At 60.7% G+C, this 18778-nt stretch carries 20 protein-coding genes; 15 read left to right on the top strand and 5 right to left on the bottom strand.

Translation table 11 applies throughout. From position 1 onward, the window contains the following. From VKV28_06260 to VKV28_06235, 6 genes are all read left to right on the top strand, one after another. Positions 1–446 (top strand): hypothetical protein (locus tag VKV28_06260; protein HLH76398.1); only part of this gene is annotated, 446 nt, incomplete at its 5' end. Positions 447–584: 138 nt separating this feature from the next. Further along, entirely contained in the window at positions 585–1115 is a 531-nt protein-coding gene (locus VKV28_06255) for a nitroreductase (GenBank protein ID HLH76397.1), read from the top strand. A 28-nt stretch (positions 1116–1143) separates the two neighbouring features. Further along, entirely contained in the window at positions 1144–1482 is a 339-nt protein-coding gene (locus VKV28_06250) for a non-heme iron oxygenase ferredoxin subunit (GenBank protein ID HLH76396.1), read from the top strand. 59 nt (positions 1483–1541) lie between these two features. Beyond that, positions 1542–2828 carry a Rieske 2Fe-2S domain-containing protein gene (locus VKV28_06245; protein ID HLH76395.1) on the top strand — a complete coding sequence of 429 codons (1287 nt, stop codon included), beginning with the start codon at positions 1542–1544 and terminating at the stop codon, positions 2826–2828. A 73-nt stretch (positions 2829–2901) separates the two neighbouring features. Next, on the top strand, positions 2902–3894 hold the full coding sequence (locus VKV28_06240; GenBank protein ID HLH76394.1) for a hypothetical protein: 993 nt from the start codon (positions 2902–2904) through the stop codon (positions 3892–3894). Positions 3895–3937: 43 nt separating this feature from the next. After that, entirely contained in the window at positions 3938–4924 is a 987-nt protein-coding gene (locus tag VKV28_06235) for a 4-hydroxythreonine-4-phosphate dehydrogenase PdxA (GenBank protein ID HLH76393.1), read from the top strand. 46 nt (positions 4925–4970) lie between these two features. Here the strand turns inward: VKV28_06235 and VKV28_06230 are convergent, their stop codons facing one another. Further along, complete coding sequence (locus tag VKV28_06230) at positions 4971–5408, bottom strand: hypothetical protein (protein ID HLH76392.1); 438 nt, start codon at positions 5406–5408, stop codon at positions 4971–4973. A gap of 191 nt (positions 5409–5599) precedes the next feature. On the opposite strand from VKV28_06230, the gene VKV28_06225 reads away from it, so the two are divergent. The 3 genes from VKV28_06225 to VKV28_06215 are packed head-to-tail and all read left to right on the top strand — an operon-like array spanning position 5600 to position 7540. Next, positions 5600–6484: a hypothetical protein gene (locus VKV28_06225; protein HLH76391.1), complete on the top strand. Its 885-nt coding sequence runs from the start codon at positions 5600–5602 to the stop codon at positions 6482–6484. Positions 6485–6531: 47 nt separating this feature from the next. Further along, positions 6532–6993, top strand: coding sequence for a hypothetical protein (locus VKV28_06220; protein HLH76390.1), 462 nt, complete (start codon positions 6532–6534; stop codon positions 6991–6993). Further along, positions 6986–7540 carry a carboxypeptidase-like regulatory domain-containing protein gene (locus VKV28_06215; protein ID HLH76389.1) on the top strand — a complete coding sequence of 185 codons (555 nt, stop codon included), beginning with the start codon at positions 6986–6988 and terminating at the stop codon, positions 7538–7540. Before VKV28_06220 ends, VKV28_06215 begins: the two co-directional genes overlap by 8 nt. Positions 7541–7596: 56 nt before the next feature. Here the strand turns inward: VKV28_06215 and VKV28_06210 are convergent, their stop codons facing one another. Further along, positions 7597–8265 carry a hypothetical protein gene (locus VKV28_06210; GenBank protein HLH76388.1) on the bottom strand — a complete coding sequence of 223 codons (669 nt, stop codon included), beginning with the start codon at positions 8263–8265 and terminating at the stop codon, positions 7597–7599. A gap of 368 nt (positions 8266–8633) precedes the next feature. On the opposite strand from VKV28_06210, the gene pseC reads away from it, so the two are divergent. Together pseC and VKV28_06200 are read left to right on the top strand one after the other, a co-directional pair. After that, positions 8634–9830 carry a UDP-4-amino-4,6-dideoxy-N-acetyl-beta-L-altrosamine transaminase gene (gene pseC, locus VKV28_06205; protein HLH76387.1) on the top strand — a complete coding sequence of 399 codons (1197 nt, stop codon included), beginning with the start codon at positions 8634–8636 and terminating at the stop codon, positions 9828–9830. 161 nt (positions 9831–9991) lie between these two features. Then, positions 9992–10285 (top strand): hypothetical protein, encoded by a 294-nt coding sequence (locus tag VKV28_06200; protein ID HLH76386.1) that lies wholly within the window; start codon positions 9992–9994, stop codon positions 10283–10285. A gap of 75 nt (positions 10286–10360) precedes the next feature. Here VKV28_06200 and VKV28_06195 read toward each other — a convergent pair whose 3' ends face one another. Beyond that, complete coding sequence (locus VKV28_06195; GenBank protein HLH76385.1) at positions 10361–11392, bottom strand: histone deacetylase; 1032 nt, start codon at positions 11390–11392, stop codon at positions 10361–10363. Positions 11393–11464: 72 nt separating this feature from the next. Here VKV28_06195 and VKV28_06190 point away from each other — a divergent pair, with 72 nt between their 5' ends. The 3 genes from VKV28_06190 (at position 11465) to VKV28_06180 (ending at position 15127) form a co-directional block, all read left to right on the top strand. Beyond that, positions 11465–11803, top strand: a complete 339-nt coding sequence (locus tag VKV28_06190) for a twin-arginine translocase TatA/TatE family subunit (protein HLH76384.1) — start codon at positions 11465–11467, stop codon at positions 11801–11803. 4 nt (positions 11804–11807) lie between these two features. After that, positions 11808–12605, top strand: a complete 798-nt coding sequence (gene tatC, locus VKV28_06185; protein HLH76383.1) for a twin-arginine translocase subunit TatC — start codon at positions 11808–11810, stop codon at positions 12603–12605. A 125-nt stretch (positions 12606–12730) separates the two neighbouring features. After that, a complete protein-coding gene (locus VKV28_06180; protein ID HLH76382.1) occupies positions 12731–15127 on the top strand; it encodes a glycoside hydrolase family 15 protein in 2397 nt (798 codons plus the stop codon). A gap of 28 nt (positions 15128–15155) precedes the next feature. Here VKV28_06180 and prpB read toward each other — a convergent pair whose 3' ends face one another. Then, positions 15156–16082, bottom strand: coding sequence for a methylisocitrate lyase (gene prpB / locus VKV28_06175; GenBank protein HLH76381.1), 927 nt, complete (start codon positions 16080–16082; stop codon positions 15156–15158). Positions 16083–16153: 71 nt separating this feature from the next. Further along, a complete protein-coding gene (locus tag VKV28_06170; GenBank protein ID HLH76380.1) occupies positions 16154–16957 on the bottom strand; it encodes an RMD1 family protein in 804 nt (267 codons plus the stop codon). A 131-nt stretch (positions 16958–17088) separates the two neighbouring features. On the opposite strand from VKV28_06170, the gene VKV28_06165 reads away from it, so the two are divergent. Continuing rightward, positions 17089–18778, top strand: a 1690-nt coding sequence (locus tag VKV28_06165) for a phosphoketolase family protein (GenBank protein HLH76379.1), incomplete at its 3' end; no start/stop codon positions are given.

The raw sequence follows: 18778 nt of genomic DNA, 5'->3' as shown, positions 1-18778 counted from the left end.
CCCCGGCGCCAACCCAGAGCCCCGGCCCGACCCCTAGTCCGACGGCGGCCCCGAGCCCGTCGGCTACCATTAATCCGCCCCCTACCTTTTCGCCGGTCCCAACCCCGGCTCCAACCGCCAGCACCGTGCCCGTGCCGGGCGGAAGCGTAAGCGGTGCGGTTGCGGTCGATCTACGGGTGGTCCCGGGCCAGACTGTGGTGCTCGGCACTTTCATGCTCAACGCTAGTCCGGGAGCCAGCCAGCAGATAGCCAACCTGACAATCGCGGTAAGCGACCCCTCGATGTTCCATTGGCTAACCCTCGAGGCAACCACAGTCGCTGGAACGCGTAGCGTCACCGTCAACACGCCAGACACGAGTAACGTTTTTACTTTTAACCCGCCTCTTGTGCTCACGGGCGGGACGGCCGCGCAGTTCGTATTGCAGGGGCTAGTCGCCGGCCCTTGACCTGTCCGCGGATCGACTCCTCGCCCCATTCTGATAAACTTGACTCCGCTTGACGGGAAGATTTGTATTTTACTGGCGGTAACTGACTTAAAGGACCGGTTTATGGACGCGATTGAAGCGATACGGACGCGGCGCAGCATGCCTCTAGCGGAAGGCCGGGTTCCGCGCGAAGTGGTCGAGGAGCTGATCGAGTTGGCGACATGCGCGCCCAACCATCGCCTGACCGAACCGTGGCGTTTCACGATCGTGGAAGGCGACGGGCTGGAGCACCTGGGTCGCTTCTGGGGCGCGCGAACGGCGGCCAAAGCGGAGCCGGCGCAGCGCGATAAGATCATCGATAACGAGGTGCGCAAGCTCAAGCGAGCCCCGCTCGTGATAGTGGTCAGTACGCGGACGGCGGACGATCCGGAAATGGCGGAGGAAGATTTTGCGGCCACCGCCGCCGCGGTCGAAAATATCCTGGTGGCGGCGCACGCCCGCGGCTTAGCGGCGATGTGGCGAACGGGAAAAATGGTCCACGATCCCGAGGTCAAGCGCTATCTCGGACTGGACCCGTCGGATCGCATCGTGGCCTCGATTTATCTGGGACACACCGCGTTGGCCGAAGCCAAGCCAATGCCGCGCCAGCTCACCTCGGTAATTCGTTGGATTGACGGGGCACAAGCCTGAGTAAGCAAGGCGCGCGCACTGGTAGGCGATGGCAGAGCCAAGCAATCTAATCGTGCTGTGCGAGAGCAGCGAAGTAAACCCCGACCTGCCACTGCACGTGTCGGCAGGCGGCGCAGATTATGCGGTGTATAACCTGGGCGGGGAGTATTACGTTACGCAAGAAAATTGCACGCATGGACCCGGTCTCATGTCCGAGGGCATGATCATGGATGATGAAATCGAATGCCCTTTCCATCAGGGCCGCTTTCACATCCCCAGCGGGCAGCCGACTTTCCCTCCCTGCACCGAACCGCTGCGAACATGGACCGTGCACCTGATCGAGGGTAAGGTCTGCATCGATCCGGAGGAACGGCGCGCCGCCCCGTAAGCAACCGGACGGCAAATAGAGCGACGGGGCGGTCTGAACCCGGCAGCGAGGACAGTGAGATGGCGCTTTCAAAGGAAATCAACGAGCAGTTGACCCAAACCAATTCCGGCACTCTTATGGGCGATCTTTTCCGGCGCTATTGGATGCCGGCTCTGCTTGCCGAGGAGGTGCCGGGCCCTGATTGTCCACCCGTCAAGTTGAAATTACTGGGCGAGCGTTTGCTGGCTTTTCGCGACAGCCAGAACCGGCTGGGAGTGATCGACGAACTGTGCGCCCATCGCCGCGCCTCGTTATGGTTTGGTCGTAACGAAGATTGCGGTATTCGCTGCGCTTATCACGGTTGGAAGTACGATGTGAACGGGCAGTGCGTGGACCTGCCCTCCGAACCCGACCATAGCGGGATGCGCCAGCGGATCAAGCTGAAATCTTACCCAACGATCGAGCGCGGCAACGTGATTTGGGTTTATATGGGTCCGCCCGATAAGCAGCCGCAGCCGCCCGAATTGGAATGGACCCTGGTGCCGGCCACCCATCGTTTCGTGTCCAAGCGCTTGCAGGAATGCAACTACCTGCAGGCCCTTGAAGGCGGTATCGATTCCAGCCACGTTTCTTTCCTGCACAGTGCCGCGCTCAAGACCGACCCCTTGTTTTTGGGCAGTAAAGGCAATGTCTACAACGATCGGGATCGGATGCCTGTGTTCGAGGTGGTCCCTTTCGACGGCGGACTTTTGATCGGGGCGCGACGCAATGCCGAGCACGATCGTTATTACTGGCGGATTACGCCGTTTATCGCCCCCTTCTATACCGTGATTCCACCCCGCGCCGGTCACCCTATCAACGCTCACGCGTGGGTGCCGATCGACGATGAGCACTGCTGGGCCTGGAGCATCAGCTATCACCCCAGCCGCGAGCTAACCCACCAGGAGTTGGCGGCGATGCGCGACGGGCGCGGGATTCACGTCCGTTACGTCCCTGGCACCTACATTCCGGCGGCCAACCTGCATAACGACTACCTGATGGACCGTGAGGCGCAAGCCGCGGGCCTGACCTTCAGCGGGGTGGAGGGGATTGCGATGCAGGACGCCTCGCTGCAGGAAAGCATGGGTCCGATCGTGGATCGGTCGGAGGAAAACCTGGCCTCCACCGATAACGGCATCATCATGGCGCGCCGGCTGCTGCTCAACGCGGCCAAGGCCAATCGCGCCGGTCAGCCCCTTCCAGGCCTGGCTCCCGCCATGCAGCGGGTACGCTCCTGTTCAATCGAACTGCCGCGCGAGGCCAACTTCAAGGAGGCGGCCAAGCACGGCCTGTTTCCCGAGCCCGGTTCCCCGCCGGTGACGGTTTAATCGGATAGACTAAACCACTGGCTGGGGGCAGCCGGCGGTTTAGTCTATTTGAATCACGATCGAGGTCCGCTGAATGTCAAAATTGCGCCTGACCTTTGCCTGCTGGGATTACGATCGCACGCGCGCTCTGGCCGAAGGCAGTGTCACTGCCGAAGGTATCGATTTGAACTATCTCAACCTGCCGGTGGAAGAGACCTTCTTCCGGATGGCGCGCTACCGGGAGTTCGACTTGGCGGAGATGTCGCTGTCAACCTACACCGTTACGCTCAGTGGCGACGACCCGCCTTTCATCGCGATCCCAGTCTTCCCTTCGCGCGCCTTTCGCCACTCAAGCATTTATGTCTCCAACCGCAGCACGATCCGGCAACCGAGCGACTTGGTGGGCAAGCGGATCGGCACGCCCGAATACGAGATGACGGCACCGGTTTGGATACGTGGTCTGCTCCAGGACGAATACGGAGTAGATCCGGCGGGGGTGCAATACTTTATTGGCGGCGAAGAAGAAACCGGGCGGGTAGAAAAGGTCAAGCTGAATTTGCCGGCGCGCTTTAAGCTCAATCCAATTGGCCCCACCAGTACGCTGTCGCAGATGCTGGCCGAGGGCGAGATTGACGCCCTGCATACCGCGCGAATGCCCTCGACCTACCTGTCGCGGCCGGGCACGGTTCGCCGCCTGTTCGAAAATTATGTCGAGGTCGAGCAGGACTATTACCGGCGCACCCGGATTTTTCCCATCATGCACACGGTAGTGATGCGGCGCGAACTTTATCGGGCCAACCCGTGGATTGCGCAGTCGCTGTTCAAAGCCTTCGTGCGGGCCCAGCGCAAGACCTACGAGGACCTCTATATCACCGCCGCCCTCAAAGTGATGCTGCCCTGGCAGATAGCCCACGTCGAGGAGACCCGTCGCGTTTTGGGCAACAACTGGTGGGCCTACGGCCTGGAGCCCAATCGCCAGGTGCTAGATACCTTTCTGCGCTACCATTACGAACAAGGACTGTCCCAGCGGCGCCTGAAACCCGAGGAATTGTTCGCTCCGGAGACCTTCGAAGAGTTCAAGATCTGATTGGCGCGGGCGGATGCATGCAAACCGGCGCGGCAGGAGCCTCATGAGCCTTCCCCGCATTGCGATCACCCTGGGCGATCCCGCCGGTATCGGGCCGGAAATCGCGCTCAAGACCGCGGCCAACACGCGCCTGCGTGAACTGTGTATCCCGCTGCTGATCGGCGATTGGGCGGCGGTCCAGGCGCAGCGCGACGCCGGCGTCATGCTGCCCGAGTTGGCAGTTATCCACACGCTGGAGGAAATCGGCGGCGCGCAAGGAAGCGCAGTGGAATTCTGGGACCTCGACCATTTTCGCGACCAGCCGCTGATCCTCGGCGAGGTTCGCGCCGCTCATGGCCGCGCCGCGGTCGATGCGGCGGCGGCGGCAATCGCCGCGGCCCTGGCTCATCGGGTGGACGCGGTGGTGGCCGCGCCCCAGACCGAGTTGGCGATCAAGCAGGCCGGCATCGAATTCGACGGCTATCCCTCCTTCGTCGCCCGCTGCACCGCGACCGCGCCCGAAGACGTCTTCCTGATGCTCTGCTTCGAACGCACCCGGATAGTGCATGCGACCCTGCATCAGAGCCTGCGCCGGGCCATCGAACTAATCAGCGCCCCGCGGCTGGGCAAGGTCTTTGAGGCGACCAACCGCGCGCTGCGTCAGATGAGCATTGCGCGGCCGCGAATCGCGGTCGCGGGGCTCAATCCGCACGCCGGCGAAAATGGCCTATTCGGCAATGAAGAAGCGGCGGTGATTATACCCGCCATCGAAGCCGGCCGGCGGATGGGGCTCGATTTGGAGGGGCCGTTTGGTGCCGACACCCTCTTCCAGCGCCCGGGATACGACGGTTTTGTAGTGATGTACCACGATCAGGGACATATCGCCGCCAAGCTCCTGGGCCATAATCGCGCCGCCGCCTTGACGATTGGCACGCCGATCCTATTTTCCTCGGTGGCTCACGGAAGCGCATTGGATATCGCGGGCCAAAACCGCGCCGATCCTCGCGCCATGGTAGAAGCGGTTGAACGACTGTTAGGACGAACCGGGTAAATTGCAGCTCGGCGCGCCTGGCGCCCTACAGAGGTACTGGCGATGCTTAAGTGAGAGGAATTCGCGAGCCGATTTCACTGGCAACATTGGAAACCAGCCAGCAAATTCCTGCGGCGTAGGCCGCATACCGGTGTGTCGCGCGGATTGCCGCCTTGTTTTTCCAGCCCCGTCGTGACGCGACCATCACACCAATCCCAAGAACCGGCATAATCGCCATCAAGGCGAAATAAATCAGCCCCACGCTTTGGTGAAACGCCATTATGCGGATATGCCAAGGATTAGTGATCGGCACTCGCGGCCGGCTGAGCACCATCGCGGTGTTCATATATACCACGAACAGGCTGAGCAGCAGCGCACCTGCCCATCGCAGCACATGACCAAAAGTCCCCTTGGCGCCCAAGTATTGCCAAAGAAGCAAGACACCGGTGGCTACCGTAAGCCAGAACGAGATACGGTAATTCCAAAACGGCAGCAGATAGCTCATGGTTTCCGTCGCCCCGATAGTAGCGCGGACCGTTCACCCTGGGGCCCCGATTCGATTATACATATGGTGGCGAGAATGCGGAATTTCAAGAGCGCGGCAGGCGCGGATGCGATAGCGGGTGCAATGCCGGCTAAAAGATCGCGTGCGGGTCGGGAAATGGGCCTTGCGAGCATAAACCGATCGCGGTGCTTATGCGCAAATTGATCCTGCTAGGCGGGATAATTGCCATCCTGGCGCTATCCGCGCTGGGACTAATCGACTTATCCGGACTCAAGCGCTCACTTGCGGGAACAACCGTGGCCGGCCTGGCCGACGAGGCGTCTGCGTTCGCCTCGGCCGCGTACGACAAGCTGGCCCCGATGGCCACTCTGGAGTACTGGAAAGGGTTCACGCGAAACCGGATTCGCGACCTCAAGCAATCGGCATCGCTGACGCCCACTGCGCCGCAGGTCAAGGTCATCGTGATCCGCCGCAGACCACAGCTGGCTGCGGTGGAACCTCCATCTCCGCCTGCGGCGCCATCCAACGTCGCTACCATTCCCGTCAAACCTTTGGTCCCAGCGCCGATGCGGCCGCCCGAGCTGCCCCAGATGGCGCCGGGTTTCGAGGGATGTTGGCAGGCCACCATAACCAAGCCCGACACCTGGCGATTTCTCGAAGGCCCAGAGGTCGACGGGTGGTCGCCGGCGACCTATCAATTGTGTTTTAACCGGTTGGGCAGCACCACGACGGCTAGCTTTTCGGCCGACAGTCCCCTCCACTTGACCTCACAATGGGTGGTGCCGTCGGTGGGCGAGCGCCGGGGACATACCGACATCGTCTTTCAGAACGGCAATTTCGTCATGTTGCATGCTTTCGGAGTTCTCCCGATGGAACTCAAAGTGCTGGGGTTCCTGCCCGGCCCTAAGCCCTCGGTCTCTTACGATTATTATTTTCACTGCTATCTGCAGGGTCAGAAGCTTATGGTCGAGGCTTCGATGTTGGAGCGATGCAGCGATTCTGCGGTCGAGGATTGCCATGGCCAGCCTTGGGTGCGCCAATCCTGGCATCACGAACTGGCCCGCGTCGAACCTTGAAGCTGGAACACCGCGGCAGCTATGACAATTTAGCATAAAAATTAGACATGACCACCGCCTTGGACACGCTCAAGCTCGCTAAACGGTTGCGCGAGGCCCACTTCACCCAGGAACAGGCCGAAGCTTTATCGCCGGCGATGGGAGAGGCTTTCACCGAAGCTGGGATAAACAAGTACGATCTCGCCGCACGTCGACACGAAATGAACGAAAAGTTTGTGGGCGCCGGAGGCAAGATGGCTGATCTGAAGGGCGAACTCGCCCAGGGACGCAGTGATTTTCGCGCCGGGATCGCCGCAGTGCGCCAGGACATGGCTGCTTGGGAAACCCGAATGTTGCCCCGGATGGGAGCGAGATTCGGAGGCAACCATCGCCATCCTGGCGACCCTTGTTCCGCTCTCCCACCACTGCGCAAACTCGGCCTGAAATCACGCAAAAAGGTCTTGAATTGTCAATTTGGTGAGACTAGATTAACAAGGGTTTTTCCGACCGGAGGACAAAGACGTGACTAAAGTGGGACTCGGCTTGCTCGTCGGCGTGATTTTCGCCGTGGCTCTGGCCATGCCCGCTAACGCCATAAGCTCTACCGCGCCCGCGGCTTTGACCAAGGTCGTGGGAATCGTCAACGGACCGGATGGCAAACCAGTGGCGGGAGTGCAAATCAACGCCGTGGACAAGGTAACTGGCAAAGTCATTGCTCATGGGGTTACCGGAGCCGACGGCAGATACGTCATCAGCGGGATCATCCCGGACCGCGTATATGTTTTGAAGCTCGATCCTCTGGCTACCGGAGTCAAGGCTGGTGACGCGGTGGCATATATCGGTCCCGATGGCCTGACCTCGGACTGGAATGTATCCACCGCCGCGGATGCCTTCGATCAGGCCATCGCAGGAGTTGGCGGGGGCCTCGGCAGCTTTGGCGCTGGTGCCGGTATTGGCACCCTGGGAGCGCTGGGAATCGGTCTGGGTGCCACCGGTGCGGTGCTTGGTGGAACCTTGGGCGGTATCGCCGCAAGCGGCGGCTTCAGCTCTTCCAGTCCCGCCAGTCCTTCCAAGTAGTAGCAGGTATCTAAAAGCGGAAAACGGCCGAGGGTCAGCTTCGGCCGTTTTTTCATTCAGTCCGCTCGCTCGTTAAGCACCTCATTAACAGCTTGACGGCTATCGAGCGTAGAATCTGAATAACCGTCCCAGGTTGGGTAGAAGGGCGCCTCTTTCAGCTTGAGCGACACGCCTTTTGCCAGCAGCACTTGTTCCCGGCGCTTGAGCGCCCGAATACTTTGGTAGCAGTTCGGCATATCGAAATGGCGCCGGCAGCCCATCAGATGATACAGCTCGTGGCGCGTAGTCAAATAGGGCGACAACACCAGCTGATTCAAGCTCAGCCGCTTGGCTACCACGAAACCATGGGTGAAAGTGGCGTCATCGACTTCGCCCAGGACCTCCGGCATCGGCAGCGCCAAAGCCAATAAATCGCCCCATACGAAGTCGCCGAGTTCGCGGTTGACAAAATACAGCGCGCGATCGCAATTGGGTGCCAGCGGCTGAGCGACAATCTCATCGAGCAGGGCCTGGTGAAAAAACGCGTTTCTAGGTAACGCTTGATAGCTGCTGACCTGGACGGCGAGTTTGAAGGCGTTTGCCTGCTCGTCCCACGAGGCGAGGAGTTGCCGAGCGGTCGCTTCGCTGATTCCATCGTCCAGATATACGCAAAGATGGACAATCTGTGGCTGACCGAAATCCATTGATCGTACCAAATTGGGATGCTCCACGCCGATGGAAGTCATCAAACAGCCAGCTACCATCAAAGTTGGGCCAAACACGCCCAATGGCAAAAGCCGGCGAAGCACGGTGATCCCCCCTTCTGGCTACAGCCGCGCTGGCGCTTGATGCCTGTGGCCACCCTAAGCGCCCATCGCAACTGCCTTGCTCCTTTCCTCGCTCTCCGATGAAGAATGGGATAGCAGCGGCAAAACCGCCGCGTCCGATTCACCGCTGTTTCGTCGGGCTCTCCGTCGACAGAACGTTCGCGCTACCTTAAACGGCCCCTTGGGCACGCCCGTGCGGTAGATAACGGCCGTGCCGTGAGTGGCGCGTGTGGTTCTGCTACAGTGCAAGCGCAGGCTGCGCAGCTTAGATTCGGAAAGGTTGATATATGACGGTGGCGCGAAATCTCCCGTATGGTCGCCAATGGATCGACGATAACGACGTGGCAGCAGTGGTTGACGCCTTGCGCTCGGATTGGCTTACCACCGGCCCGCGGGTCGAGCAGTTCGAGTCAGCACTGGCGGCCAAGGTTGGCGCTCGCTATGCGGTCGTCGCCTCCAGCGGTACGGCAGCCCTGCACTTGGCCTGCATGGCGGCGGACGTGGGGCCAGGGGGCGTGGTTATCTCGTCACCTAACACCTTTGTGGCTTCGACCAATTGCGCCCTTTACTGCGGCGCCCGCCCTGCCTTTGCGGATATCGATAGCGAGACGCTAAATCTCGATCCGTCTGCCTTGGCGCACCTGCTCAACCATCTGCCCTCGGGGCAACCACAAGCGGTAATTCCCGTTCACTTCGCCGGCCAACCCTGCGCTATGGAGCAAATCTCAAGCCTGGCGCGGTCCGCCGGCCTGCGAATCATCGAGGATGCCTGCCACGCCTTGGGCGCACGCTGGCGCGATCGCACGGGCCGCTGGCAGAGCGTGGGCAATTGTTCGCATTCCGACATGACGGTCTTCAGCTTTCACCCGGTAAAACACATTACGAGCGGCGAGGGCGGCGCGATTACCACCAATGACCAACAGATCTATGAGCGGTTGCGCCGCCTGCGCCATCACGGAATCGGCCGCACGCTCATGCAACTGGGCGCTCAGGAACCTTGGCGGCACGAAATAACGGAACTGGGATACAACTATCGGCTGAGCGACATCCAATGCGCCTTGGGCCTCAGCCAACTGCGAAAGCTGGAGGGTTGGGTAGAGCGAAGACGTGCGCTGGCGGCTCGCTACGATCGCGAACTGGCTGACTTGAGCGAAGTCAAACGGCCTGCTCAGGCGGCCAACAATTTCTCGTCTTACCATCTCTATGTAGTTCAAGTGCCCCGACGCTCCGCGCTGTTCCACCGGCTGCACGAACGAGGCATCAAGACCCAGGTCCATTACTTACCGGTCCACCTACACCCGCTTTATCGCGAGCGCTTCGGTTATCGCGCCGGAGATTTCCCAAAGGCCGAGGCCTATTACGAAGGTGCGCTGTCACTGCCACTGTTTCCCCAGATGAGCGATAACGATGTGACTTACGTTGCGGAAGTGCTACGAGAGGCGCTGGCCGAACATAATCTCCCAAAACAAGAACCCCAATCTTAGAAACCCTCCGATGCTTCAAAAAGCTGAAACCTGCCGCCATCCAGTACAAAACGAGACAGTTATTAGCCGAGAGGGTGAGCGGCCGTGGGCACGAAAAGCTAAAATTAAATCCATCGGATACTTCCGAATTGTTTTGCGCGAAAGGCGATGGGGTTGATGAGATGAAGTTGTGGCGGGCGGTAGCATTGACACTGGTCGTAATCATCAGCTTTTGCGCCTGTAGCACGCAGCCCCCAACCCTCGATCAGGAGCTGACGCGGACCGGCATCGCGGCCGCGGTAGGAGCCGCCGGCGGGGCCGCGGTTGGCAGCCAGACCCGTTATTCCCTGGCCCTGTCGATTTTTATCGGCGCGGCAGGCTGTGCCGCGCTCACCCTGCTATATGAAGAAGTCAAGCGCGAGGCCGAAACTTACAACTCGTCTTACCAGCAGTCCGCCAATACCTCCAACCAATAAGTGTCATCGCTCGGTTATCGCGTCGGATCGCTCCTGCTCGTAAAACAGGCCCAGCTTGGCAGGCCAGCATTTCGCTTAAGGTAGAGGCCACAGCGCGCGATGCATCGCGCGGGCGCGCTCGAGCATCGGCGCCGCTCGATCGGGCGCGGCCTCGGCTAGCGGTTCATCGGCCTCGCGCCCTAGCTCCTCGAGCACAGTCTTTCCGCACGCGGCCAGGGCTTGCAAGTCGTAGCCGCCTTCAAGTGCCAGCACCAGCCTGCCCTGGCAGCATTCCGCGGCCAGCCGTTTGACCCGCCGCGTCATCGCGCCAAAACTTGCTTCAGTTAATTGCATTTGAGCCAGCGGATCACGGGCATGAGCGTCGAATCCAGCCGAGATCAGCACGGCCTGGGGGGCGAAATGGCGCGCGATCGGCATCACGATACGGTCGAAGGCAGCCAGGTAATCGCCGTCGCCGCAGCCCGCAGGAAAGGGCAGATTTATCGTATAGCCAAGCCCTTCGTCCACACCGATGTCATCAAGCGCACCTGTACCGGGATAAAAGGGGTACTGATGTAGAGAGACGTAGAGCACGCGCTTGGAGGAGTAGAAAATCTCCTGGGTGCCGTTGCCATGATGAACGTCCCAATCGAGAATCAGAACCCGTTCCAGACCGCCGAGCGTGGTGAGGTAGGCCGCGGCGATCGCCACGTTATTGAAAAAACAGAAGCCCATCGCCCTCTGCGGCAAGGCATGATGCCCAGGCGGCCGGATCAACGCGAAGGCGTTGTCGGCGTCACCGCGTAACACCGCATCAAGGGCGGTCAAGGTGCCACCGGCAGCCAAAAGGGCGGTGGCGTAGGTCGCTGGGCAGGAATGAGTGTCCGGATCGAAATCGTAGCGAGAATAGGCCGCACTGGCCCGCACCGTGCGCAGGTACTCAGCGCTGTGGCAAAGCCGAATCTCCGCTTCGGTAGCCGCGCGCGGGGCGACGATTGTCAACGCCGGCCGCCTCATCTGGGCGGCCATCTCACTGAGCACCGCGACCCGCCGTGGCGATTCAGGATGGCCGCGGCCGGCAAAATGATCCAAGTAGCGGGGATCGGCTACGGCTACGGTGCGAAGCATGTTGACTCTCCCCTGGCTGATGGGCCTAAATTGAGGAAGTAAAGCTCGGCACGCGCGCAGGACGACCCATCGTTGGGCATCTTTGAAATCATTCTAATCCTAATCGTAGCGCTAATCGTTCTGGGACCGGAACAGATGCCAGAGTTGGTGCGCAGCGGGATTCGGGTTTACCGCGAGATTCGCACAGCCGCCAATGACGTTATCCAGGAAATCAGCGAGAGTTTGAACGATCCGCCCCCGCCCCTGGATCAAACCGCCGAGCCTCTGGAACCACCTTTTGTTCACCGCGAGAACCTCGATACTATCGGCGAAAAAGAAAGCAACGGTGTAAGCACCGCGCCCGCCAGCGAACCCGGCTTGCCCTCGCCGCCCAACCCCGCGGACAAACCGCCGCCCTTCCATCGGACCTGAACCAATGGCCCTTCAGCCGCCGTCAGAGCAAACCGCCTTCGACCACAGCCGAATGCCGCTTATCGAGCATCTCAAGGAACTGCGGGTGCGGCTAATCAGGGCCTGCTTGGCGATCGCGGTCGGTTTTGTGCTCGCCTACGGCTTCGTCGATCAGCTCTTTCGCGCCCTGACCTGGCCCCTGCGCGAAGTCTCGCATAATCAGGTACTTTTGATCGGCACCGGGATTGGCGAGGCGTTCTTCACTAAGATCAAGGTTGCACTGGTCGCCGCGCTCTTTATCGCCAGCCCGGCGGTGCTTTACGAAGTGTGGAAATTCATCGCTCCGGGCTTGTACGACTCAGAGCGCCGGATGGCCCGTCCCTTCGTCTTTTTCACCACGCTGTTTTTTCTGCTCGGCGGCTATTTCTGCTGGGCCGTCGTGCTCAAAATCGGTTACGCTTTTTTTCTCGCCCAGTACGCCAGCATCGGAGTCACACCGACCCTGCGAATCAGCGAATATCTGACCTTCTCGGCCAAGCTGCTGCTTGCCTTCGCCTTGACCTTCGAGATGCCAGCCTTCGCCTTTTTCCTAACCCGCTTGGGACTGATCGACCATCGCTTTCTGATTCGCCAGGCGCGCTATGCGGTGCTGGGAATTTTCGTCGTGGCGGCGGCTTTGACTCCACCCGATTTCATCTCACAGTTCTTGCTTGCGATCCCTTTGTTGGCGCTCTACGGGGTCAGCGTCGCAGTAGCTTATGTGTTTCGGCTGCATCCTACCGCCTCAGGCGAGATCGCCGTTGAGCCGCCGGCGACACCTTGAGAGTGGTCTGCGCCCGACCTGAGCAAACTCTTCATGTTATTGGCGCAACGCTTTATCTGCTACATGCCTAAATGTAATTTATTTATGCTAACACTTGCTGACGCGGCGGTCAGGGAGGCATCGTCATGGCTGTCATTCTGAACTCGCGACCCGCGCCTGGGGGTCCCGGCATCGCTCCGCGCTGGACGCGCGGAGCCAAGGATGCCGTCGGCACGGCTTATTCGGTAGCCGCCTCGATCTGGTTTACGATCGCCGCCGGCATCGTCACCGAGGTTTACTACCCCACCATCGATCGGCCTCAGATCCGCGATCTGCAATTTCTGGTGACCGACGGTCGTAGCTTCATGAGCGACGAACGCTCCATGGAGCACAGTGTCGAATATCTGGCCCCCGACGCGCTTGGCGTGCGCATGCTCAACCGCGATCGGCAGCAGCACTTCCAGCTCGTCAAGGAAGTCATCGTTGATCCGCACCTGGAATGCCTGCTCGTTCGGGTCAGGCTGGAGGGCTCGCCCCAGATTCTGCCCCGGCTACGGCTATTCGTGCTGCTTGCGCCCCATTTAGAAGTCGGAGGATGGGGCAACCAGGGCAATGTTGTGCTGGCCTCGGGGCGCCGCATCCTGACCGCCCATAAGGGCAACACCTGGCTGGGGTTGGACAATACCAACGGTTTCGTTGCTCAATCGTGCGGTTACGTGGGAACCACCGACGGTTGGCAGCAACTATCCCGCTATTTCGAGCTGCACGATCAGTTTGACTCGGTGGGTGGTGGTAACATCGCGCTGTGCGGAGAAATCGACCTGCGTCAGCGTCATGAATTCACCCTGGCGCTGGCCTTCGGCGACAGCCTTCATCGAACTCTGACCACCTTGTTTCAAGCACTTGGGGTGCCCTTTGAAGACAACCGCGAGCGCTTCATTGTACAATGGAAGCGCACCACCAGCGCGCTGGTTGAGCTGGCGGAAATCTCCGGCGACGGCGGCAAACTGTATCGCGCCAGCCACAGCCTGCTGCTGGCTCACGAGGACAAGACCTATCCCGGCGCTTTGATTGCCTCGCTCAGCATCCCATGGGGTGAAACCAGGGGTGATGAAGACCTGGGCGGATACCACCTGGTGTGGACCCGCGACATGGTCAATAGCGCGACAGGCCTAATCGCGGCCGGCAACACCACGCTGGCATTGCGAGCGCTGATCTACCTGGCGTGCTCGCAATTGCCCGACGGCAGTTTTTATCAGAACTTCTGGATCAACGGCCAGCCTTACTGGCACGGCATACAGCTCGATGAAGTCGCCTTTCCCATCCTGTTGGCGTTTCGCCTGGCCGAGCAAAATGCGCTGAAGGATTTCGACCCCTTGCCGATGGTGCTGCGGGCAGCGCGCTTTCTGGTGCTGAACGGGCCGGCCACCGCACAAGAGCGCTGGGAAGAGAACAGCGGCTATTCACCCTCTACCCTGGCCGCGGTGATCGCGGCGCTGATTTGCGGCGCCCATTTCTGCCGCAAGCGGCTGGGCCATCCTCGCGGCCTGTTCCTGCTGCGCTACGCGGAGTTTCTCGAATCCCATCTCGAGGATTGGACGGTTACCAGCCAAGGCGAGCTGCACCCCGATATTAAGCGCCATTTCATTCGCCTGCTGCCGATCGACCTGAACAATCCAACCGCGCCCGAGGATCCCGACCACGCGATCATCCAGATCAAAAATCGCCCGCCCGGTAGTGTCGATCGCTTTCCCGCCCGCGCGGTAGTGGATGCTGGTTTTCTGGAGCTGGTGCGCCACGGTATTCGCCGGCCCAGCGATCCGCTGATCGAAGACTCACTGCGCGTGGTGGATCATTGCCTCAAGGCCGACCTACCGCAAGGTCCCGCCTGGCGGCGTTACAACCACGACGGTTACGGTCAGCGTGATGACGGCAGGGCCTTCGACGGCTGGGGGGTCGGCCGCCCCTGGCCACTGCTGACTGGCGAGCGGGGCCATTATGAATTAGCCGCCGGACGTGACCCGCGTCCCTATCTGCAGGCGATGGAGCGTTTTGCCTCGGTCACCGGCTTGCTACCCGAGCAGGTCTGGGATCGGGACGATATCCCCGCCGCCTTGATGTTCCGGGGCCGACCCACCGGAGCGGCTATGCCACTGATGTGGGCGCATGCCGAATACATCAAGCTGCTGCGTTCCAGCCGTGACGGCCACAATTTCGACCTGATTCCCGAAGTGGCAGAACATTTTCGCGGCCACCGGCGTAGCGAGGCCCTGGAAATTTGGAAGCTCAACCGTCAGCCCGCCAAGATTGCACCCGGCCGCACGTTGCGAATCGTGACCGAACAACCCTTTCTCCTGCACTGGAGTCTGGATGACTGGGCGACCCAGACCGACACCCTCTCGATCCCCAGCGCCATCGACTTGAGTTACATCGATATCAAACTGCCACCGGAACAGAGCGCGCCTCTGCGCTTTACCTTCTATTGGAAAGATGAACGGCGCTGGCAAGGACAGGATTATCAAGTCGCGATGAAACGCGACTGAATTATAGGCGTGCAAACCCTTGGGCTCACTACTTTTGGGCCACGCGCGGGCGCAGATCGGGGGGGAGCAGGCTGCGAGCGATACTGCTGTCGAGCGCCTCGTACTCCGAATACTCCAAGGCCCGGTACAGCTCGGCACGGGTCTGCATCCGATCCAGCAAGTTCGCCACGCTGCCCTCGCGCGCCAGCAATTCGTACAGCTCGCCGATGGCTTTAGCCGCCACCCGTAGGGACGACGCGGGGAAAATTACCATTTTGTAGCCAAATTCTTCAAACTGGCGTGCGCTGAAGTAGGGCGTGCGGCCAAATTCCGTCATGTTGGCCAACAACGGCGCGCGCAGCTCGCGCGCGAATCGACGGAAGCATTCCTCGTCAGTCAGCGCCTCGGGAAAGATCGCATCGGCGCCGGCTTCCAGATAAAGCCGGGCGCGCGCCAGCGCGGCTTCGATACCCTCGCCCGCCGCCGCATCGGTGCGCGCGATGATCCGCAAATGGCGGCGGGCGCGCACGGCGGCGCGGATTTTAGCCGCCATCTCCTCGGGCTCTATCAGCCGCTTGTCGCTCAGATGGCCACACTTCTTGGGCAGCATTTGGTCCTCGATTTGGACCGCCGCCGCACCCGCCTCTTCCAACTCGCGCACTGTGCGCACAACGTTGAGCACTCCGCCAAAACCGGTGTCGGCGTCCACCACCAGCGGCAGATCGGTGGCGCGAAAGATGGTACGGGCGAAAAAACATAATTCTTCCAACCCGAACAACCCCAGGTCCGCCAGCCCCATGCTGGCCGATAAAGCCGCACCTGACAGATACAGGGCCTTGAAGCCGGCTTGCCGCGCCAGCCGTCCAGCCAGCGCGTGATGGGCGCCGGGAATCGTCAGGATACCGTCCCGGCGCCACAAATCCGCCAGGCGTTCTCCGGGCGGAGTCGGATCCATGTGCCGTGTCAGCCACGCCATCGTAAGTTCTCCTTTGCGGCAGCCGTTGCGAGATTTCCTAGCCACGCTCGCGGCTGTGGTGGCAACGTCTGTCAGCCCTTGAGTTGCAGAATATTAATTGCCAGCTCCAGGCAGATCAGTAGCGTGATCGCGAGTTCCAGAATCAGCAAGCGCCGATCGCGCGCCACGTCCAGCACCAGCTCTAGCGCTTCCTGCACGCTGCGCAGCTTCATTTCCAAGGCGGTATAACGATCGACCAGGTCGAACTCGCCGCGCAGGTCATCGTAGATCCGATCCATCCCCGGGTCGTCCCAGGTCGCATCGGGCTTGTCGAGCAGATGGAGCACCGAGAGCACTTCAGCGCGAGTTGAAATTGCCTCGCCGATGAAGCGATGCAGCGGGCGGGTGCGAAAGGGAACCGAGCCTTGGGTCGCCAGCCGCTCCACCAGCGATCGCGTGCGCGAAAACAATTGCTCGATCAGCCCCTCGTAGTATTCCATCGCCGCGCTCTGGGCCACGGTGAGGGCCACTACGCCGGCTCGCCCGATAGTGAAGCGATCTACCTGCAGCATGCCGTTGTGGATTCCGATATTACGGGCCGGGTCTTCCACCACCGTATATTCTTCCCGGACGACCTGGGTGGTCAGACCGGGCCGCGCGCGATGGAGCCGCGCCAGCGCGCTCTCGCGCTGCTCGGCGGTGAGATCGTAGGTCACCACGGCGCCAAAAGGATAGATGAAGAAGCCGCCTTGTGGGGTCAAGCTCTGGTGTAGCTCGTGGGCGCTCACGCGAGCCTTGGGGAAGGCCTCGACAAGCTGACGTAGGGAGAGATTCTCGACGAACGCCACCGCATAGAATTGGTGCACTTGGCCGGCTACGCCGGCCGCCGCTTCCATCGCCAACCCGTCTCCCCTGGCTTGCGCCGTGACTAAGCCACGCCCGGCCCAAGGCGCAACAAAATAAGCATACCACGGGTGCACCGACAGGCGTTATACTCAAATCCAATCAGCCTGGGAGAGCGCAGAAGATGGCAGAAGAAGCTCTTAATGTTGCCGCCGCGCCGCTTGCGCACGCCGAGTTGTCCAAAATCGACGCCTATTGGCGGGCGGCCAATTACCTGTGTGTGGGAATGCTCTACTTGCGCGACAACCCGCTTTTGAGGAAGCCCCTGGCCGCAGATCAGATCAAGGCGCGATTGCTGGGCCATTGGGGTTCGGACCCGGGCCAAACTTTCGTCTGGCTCCATCTCAACCGCCTGATCCAGAAGCTGGATCTTGACATGATCTACATCTCGGGACCCGGCCACGGCGCGCCCGCGATGCTTTCCAACGGCTATTTAGAAGGCACCTATTCCGAGGTATATCCGGATTGCAGTCAGGATGAGCGCGGGATGCTTCAGTTTTTCCGCCAGTTTTCCTTTCCCGGCGGAATTGGCAGCCATTGCACGCCGGAAACGCCGGGCTCCATTCACGAAGGCGGTGAGCTGGGTTACAGCCTGGCCCACGGCTACGGGGCGGTGATGGATAATCCCGAGCTGATCGCCGCGGTGGTGGTAGGTGACGGCGAAGCGGAGACCGGGCCGCTGGCCACCTCCTGGCATTCCAACAAGTTCCTCAATCCGGTGCGCGACGGCGCCGTGCTGCCGATCCTCCACCTCAACGGCTACAAAATCGCCAACCCCACGATTCTGGCCCGCATCCCTCCCGCTGATCTGCACCAATTGATGGTGGGTTACGGCTATGCGCCGGAAGAGGTGGCGGGCGACGATCCGCCCACGATGCATCAAAAGATGGCGGCCGCCCTGGAGCGTGCGATCGGGCGCATCCGCGCCATCCAAGCCCAGGCACGTGGCAGCCACGACAACCCCACTCGGCCGGCTTGGCCAATGATTATTTTACGCACCCCCAAAGGCTGGACCGCCCCCAAAGAACTGGATGGCCATCATTTGGAGGGGTTTTGGCGCGCGCACCAGGTGCCGATTCCCGATGTTACCACCAACCCAGCCCATCTGCGTCTGCTCGAGCAATGGATGCGCTCTTACCGGCCGCAAGAGCTGTTCGACGAGCAAGGCCGCCTGATCCCCGAATTGCGCGAATTGGCCCCGCGTGGCACTCGGCGCATGAGCGCAAATCCTCATGCCAACGGCGGCCTTTTGCGCGAACCCCTGCGCTTGCCCGATTTTCGTAATTACGCCGTCACGGTCGATCATCCCGGCCGCATGGAGGCAGAGAACACTTATATCCTGGGTAAATTTCTGCGCGACGTGATGCGCGACAACATGCAGCGCTTTCGCGTTTTCGGTCCCGACGAAACCGCCTCCAACCATTTGCAGGCAATCTACCAAGCCTCCAAAAAGACCTGGCTGGCGCAACGCCTGCCCGAGGATGCCGACGGGACCGAGATCGCACCCGACGGCCGGGTGATGGAGATGCTCAGCGAGACCACCCTGGAGGGCTGGTTGGAGGGCTATCTGCTCACGGGCCGCCATGGCCTGCTCAACAGCTACGAAGCCTTCATGCACATTATCGATTCGATGGTCAATCAGCACGCCAAGTGGTTGAGCAAATGCCAGGCGGTGCAATGGCGGGCTCCTATCTCCTCACTCAACCTACTTATCAGCTCCACGGTCTGGCGCCAGGATCACAACGGCTTCACCCATCAAGATCCCGGCTTTATTGACGTGGTGACCAACAAGAACCCCACAGTGACACGCATAT

The organism is Candidatus Binataceae bacterium, from assembly GCA_035294265.1.
Classification (GTDB): Bacteria; Desulfobacterota; Binatia; order Binatales; family Binataceae; genus DATGLK01.
This window is presented reverse-complemented; position numbering and strand designations above follow the sequence as displayed.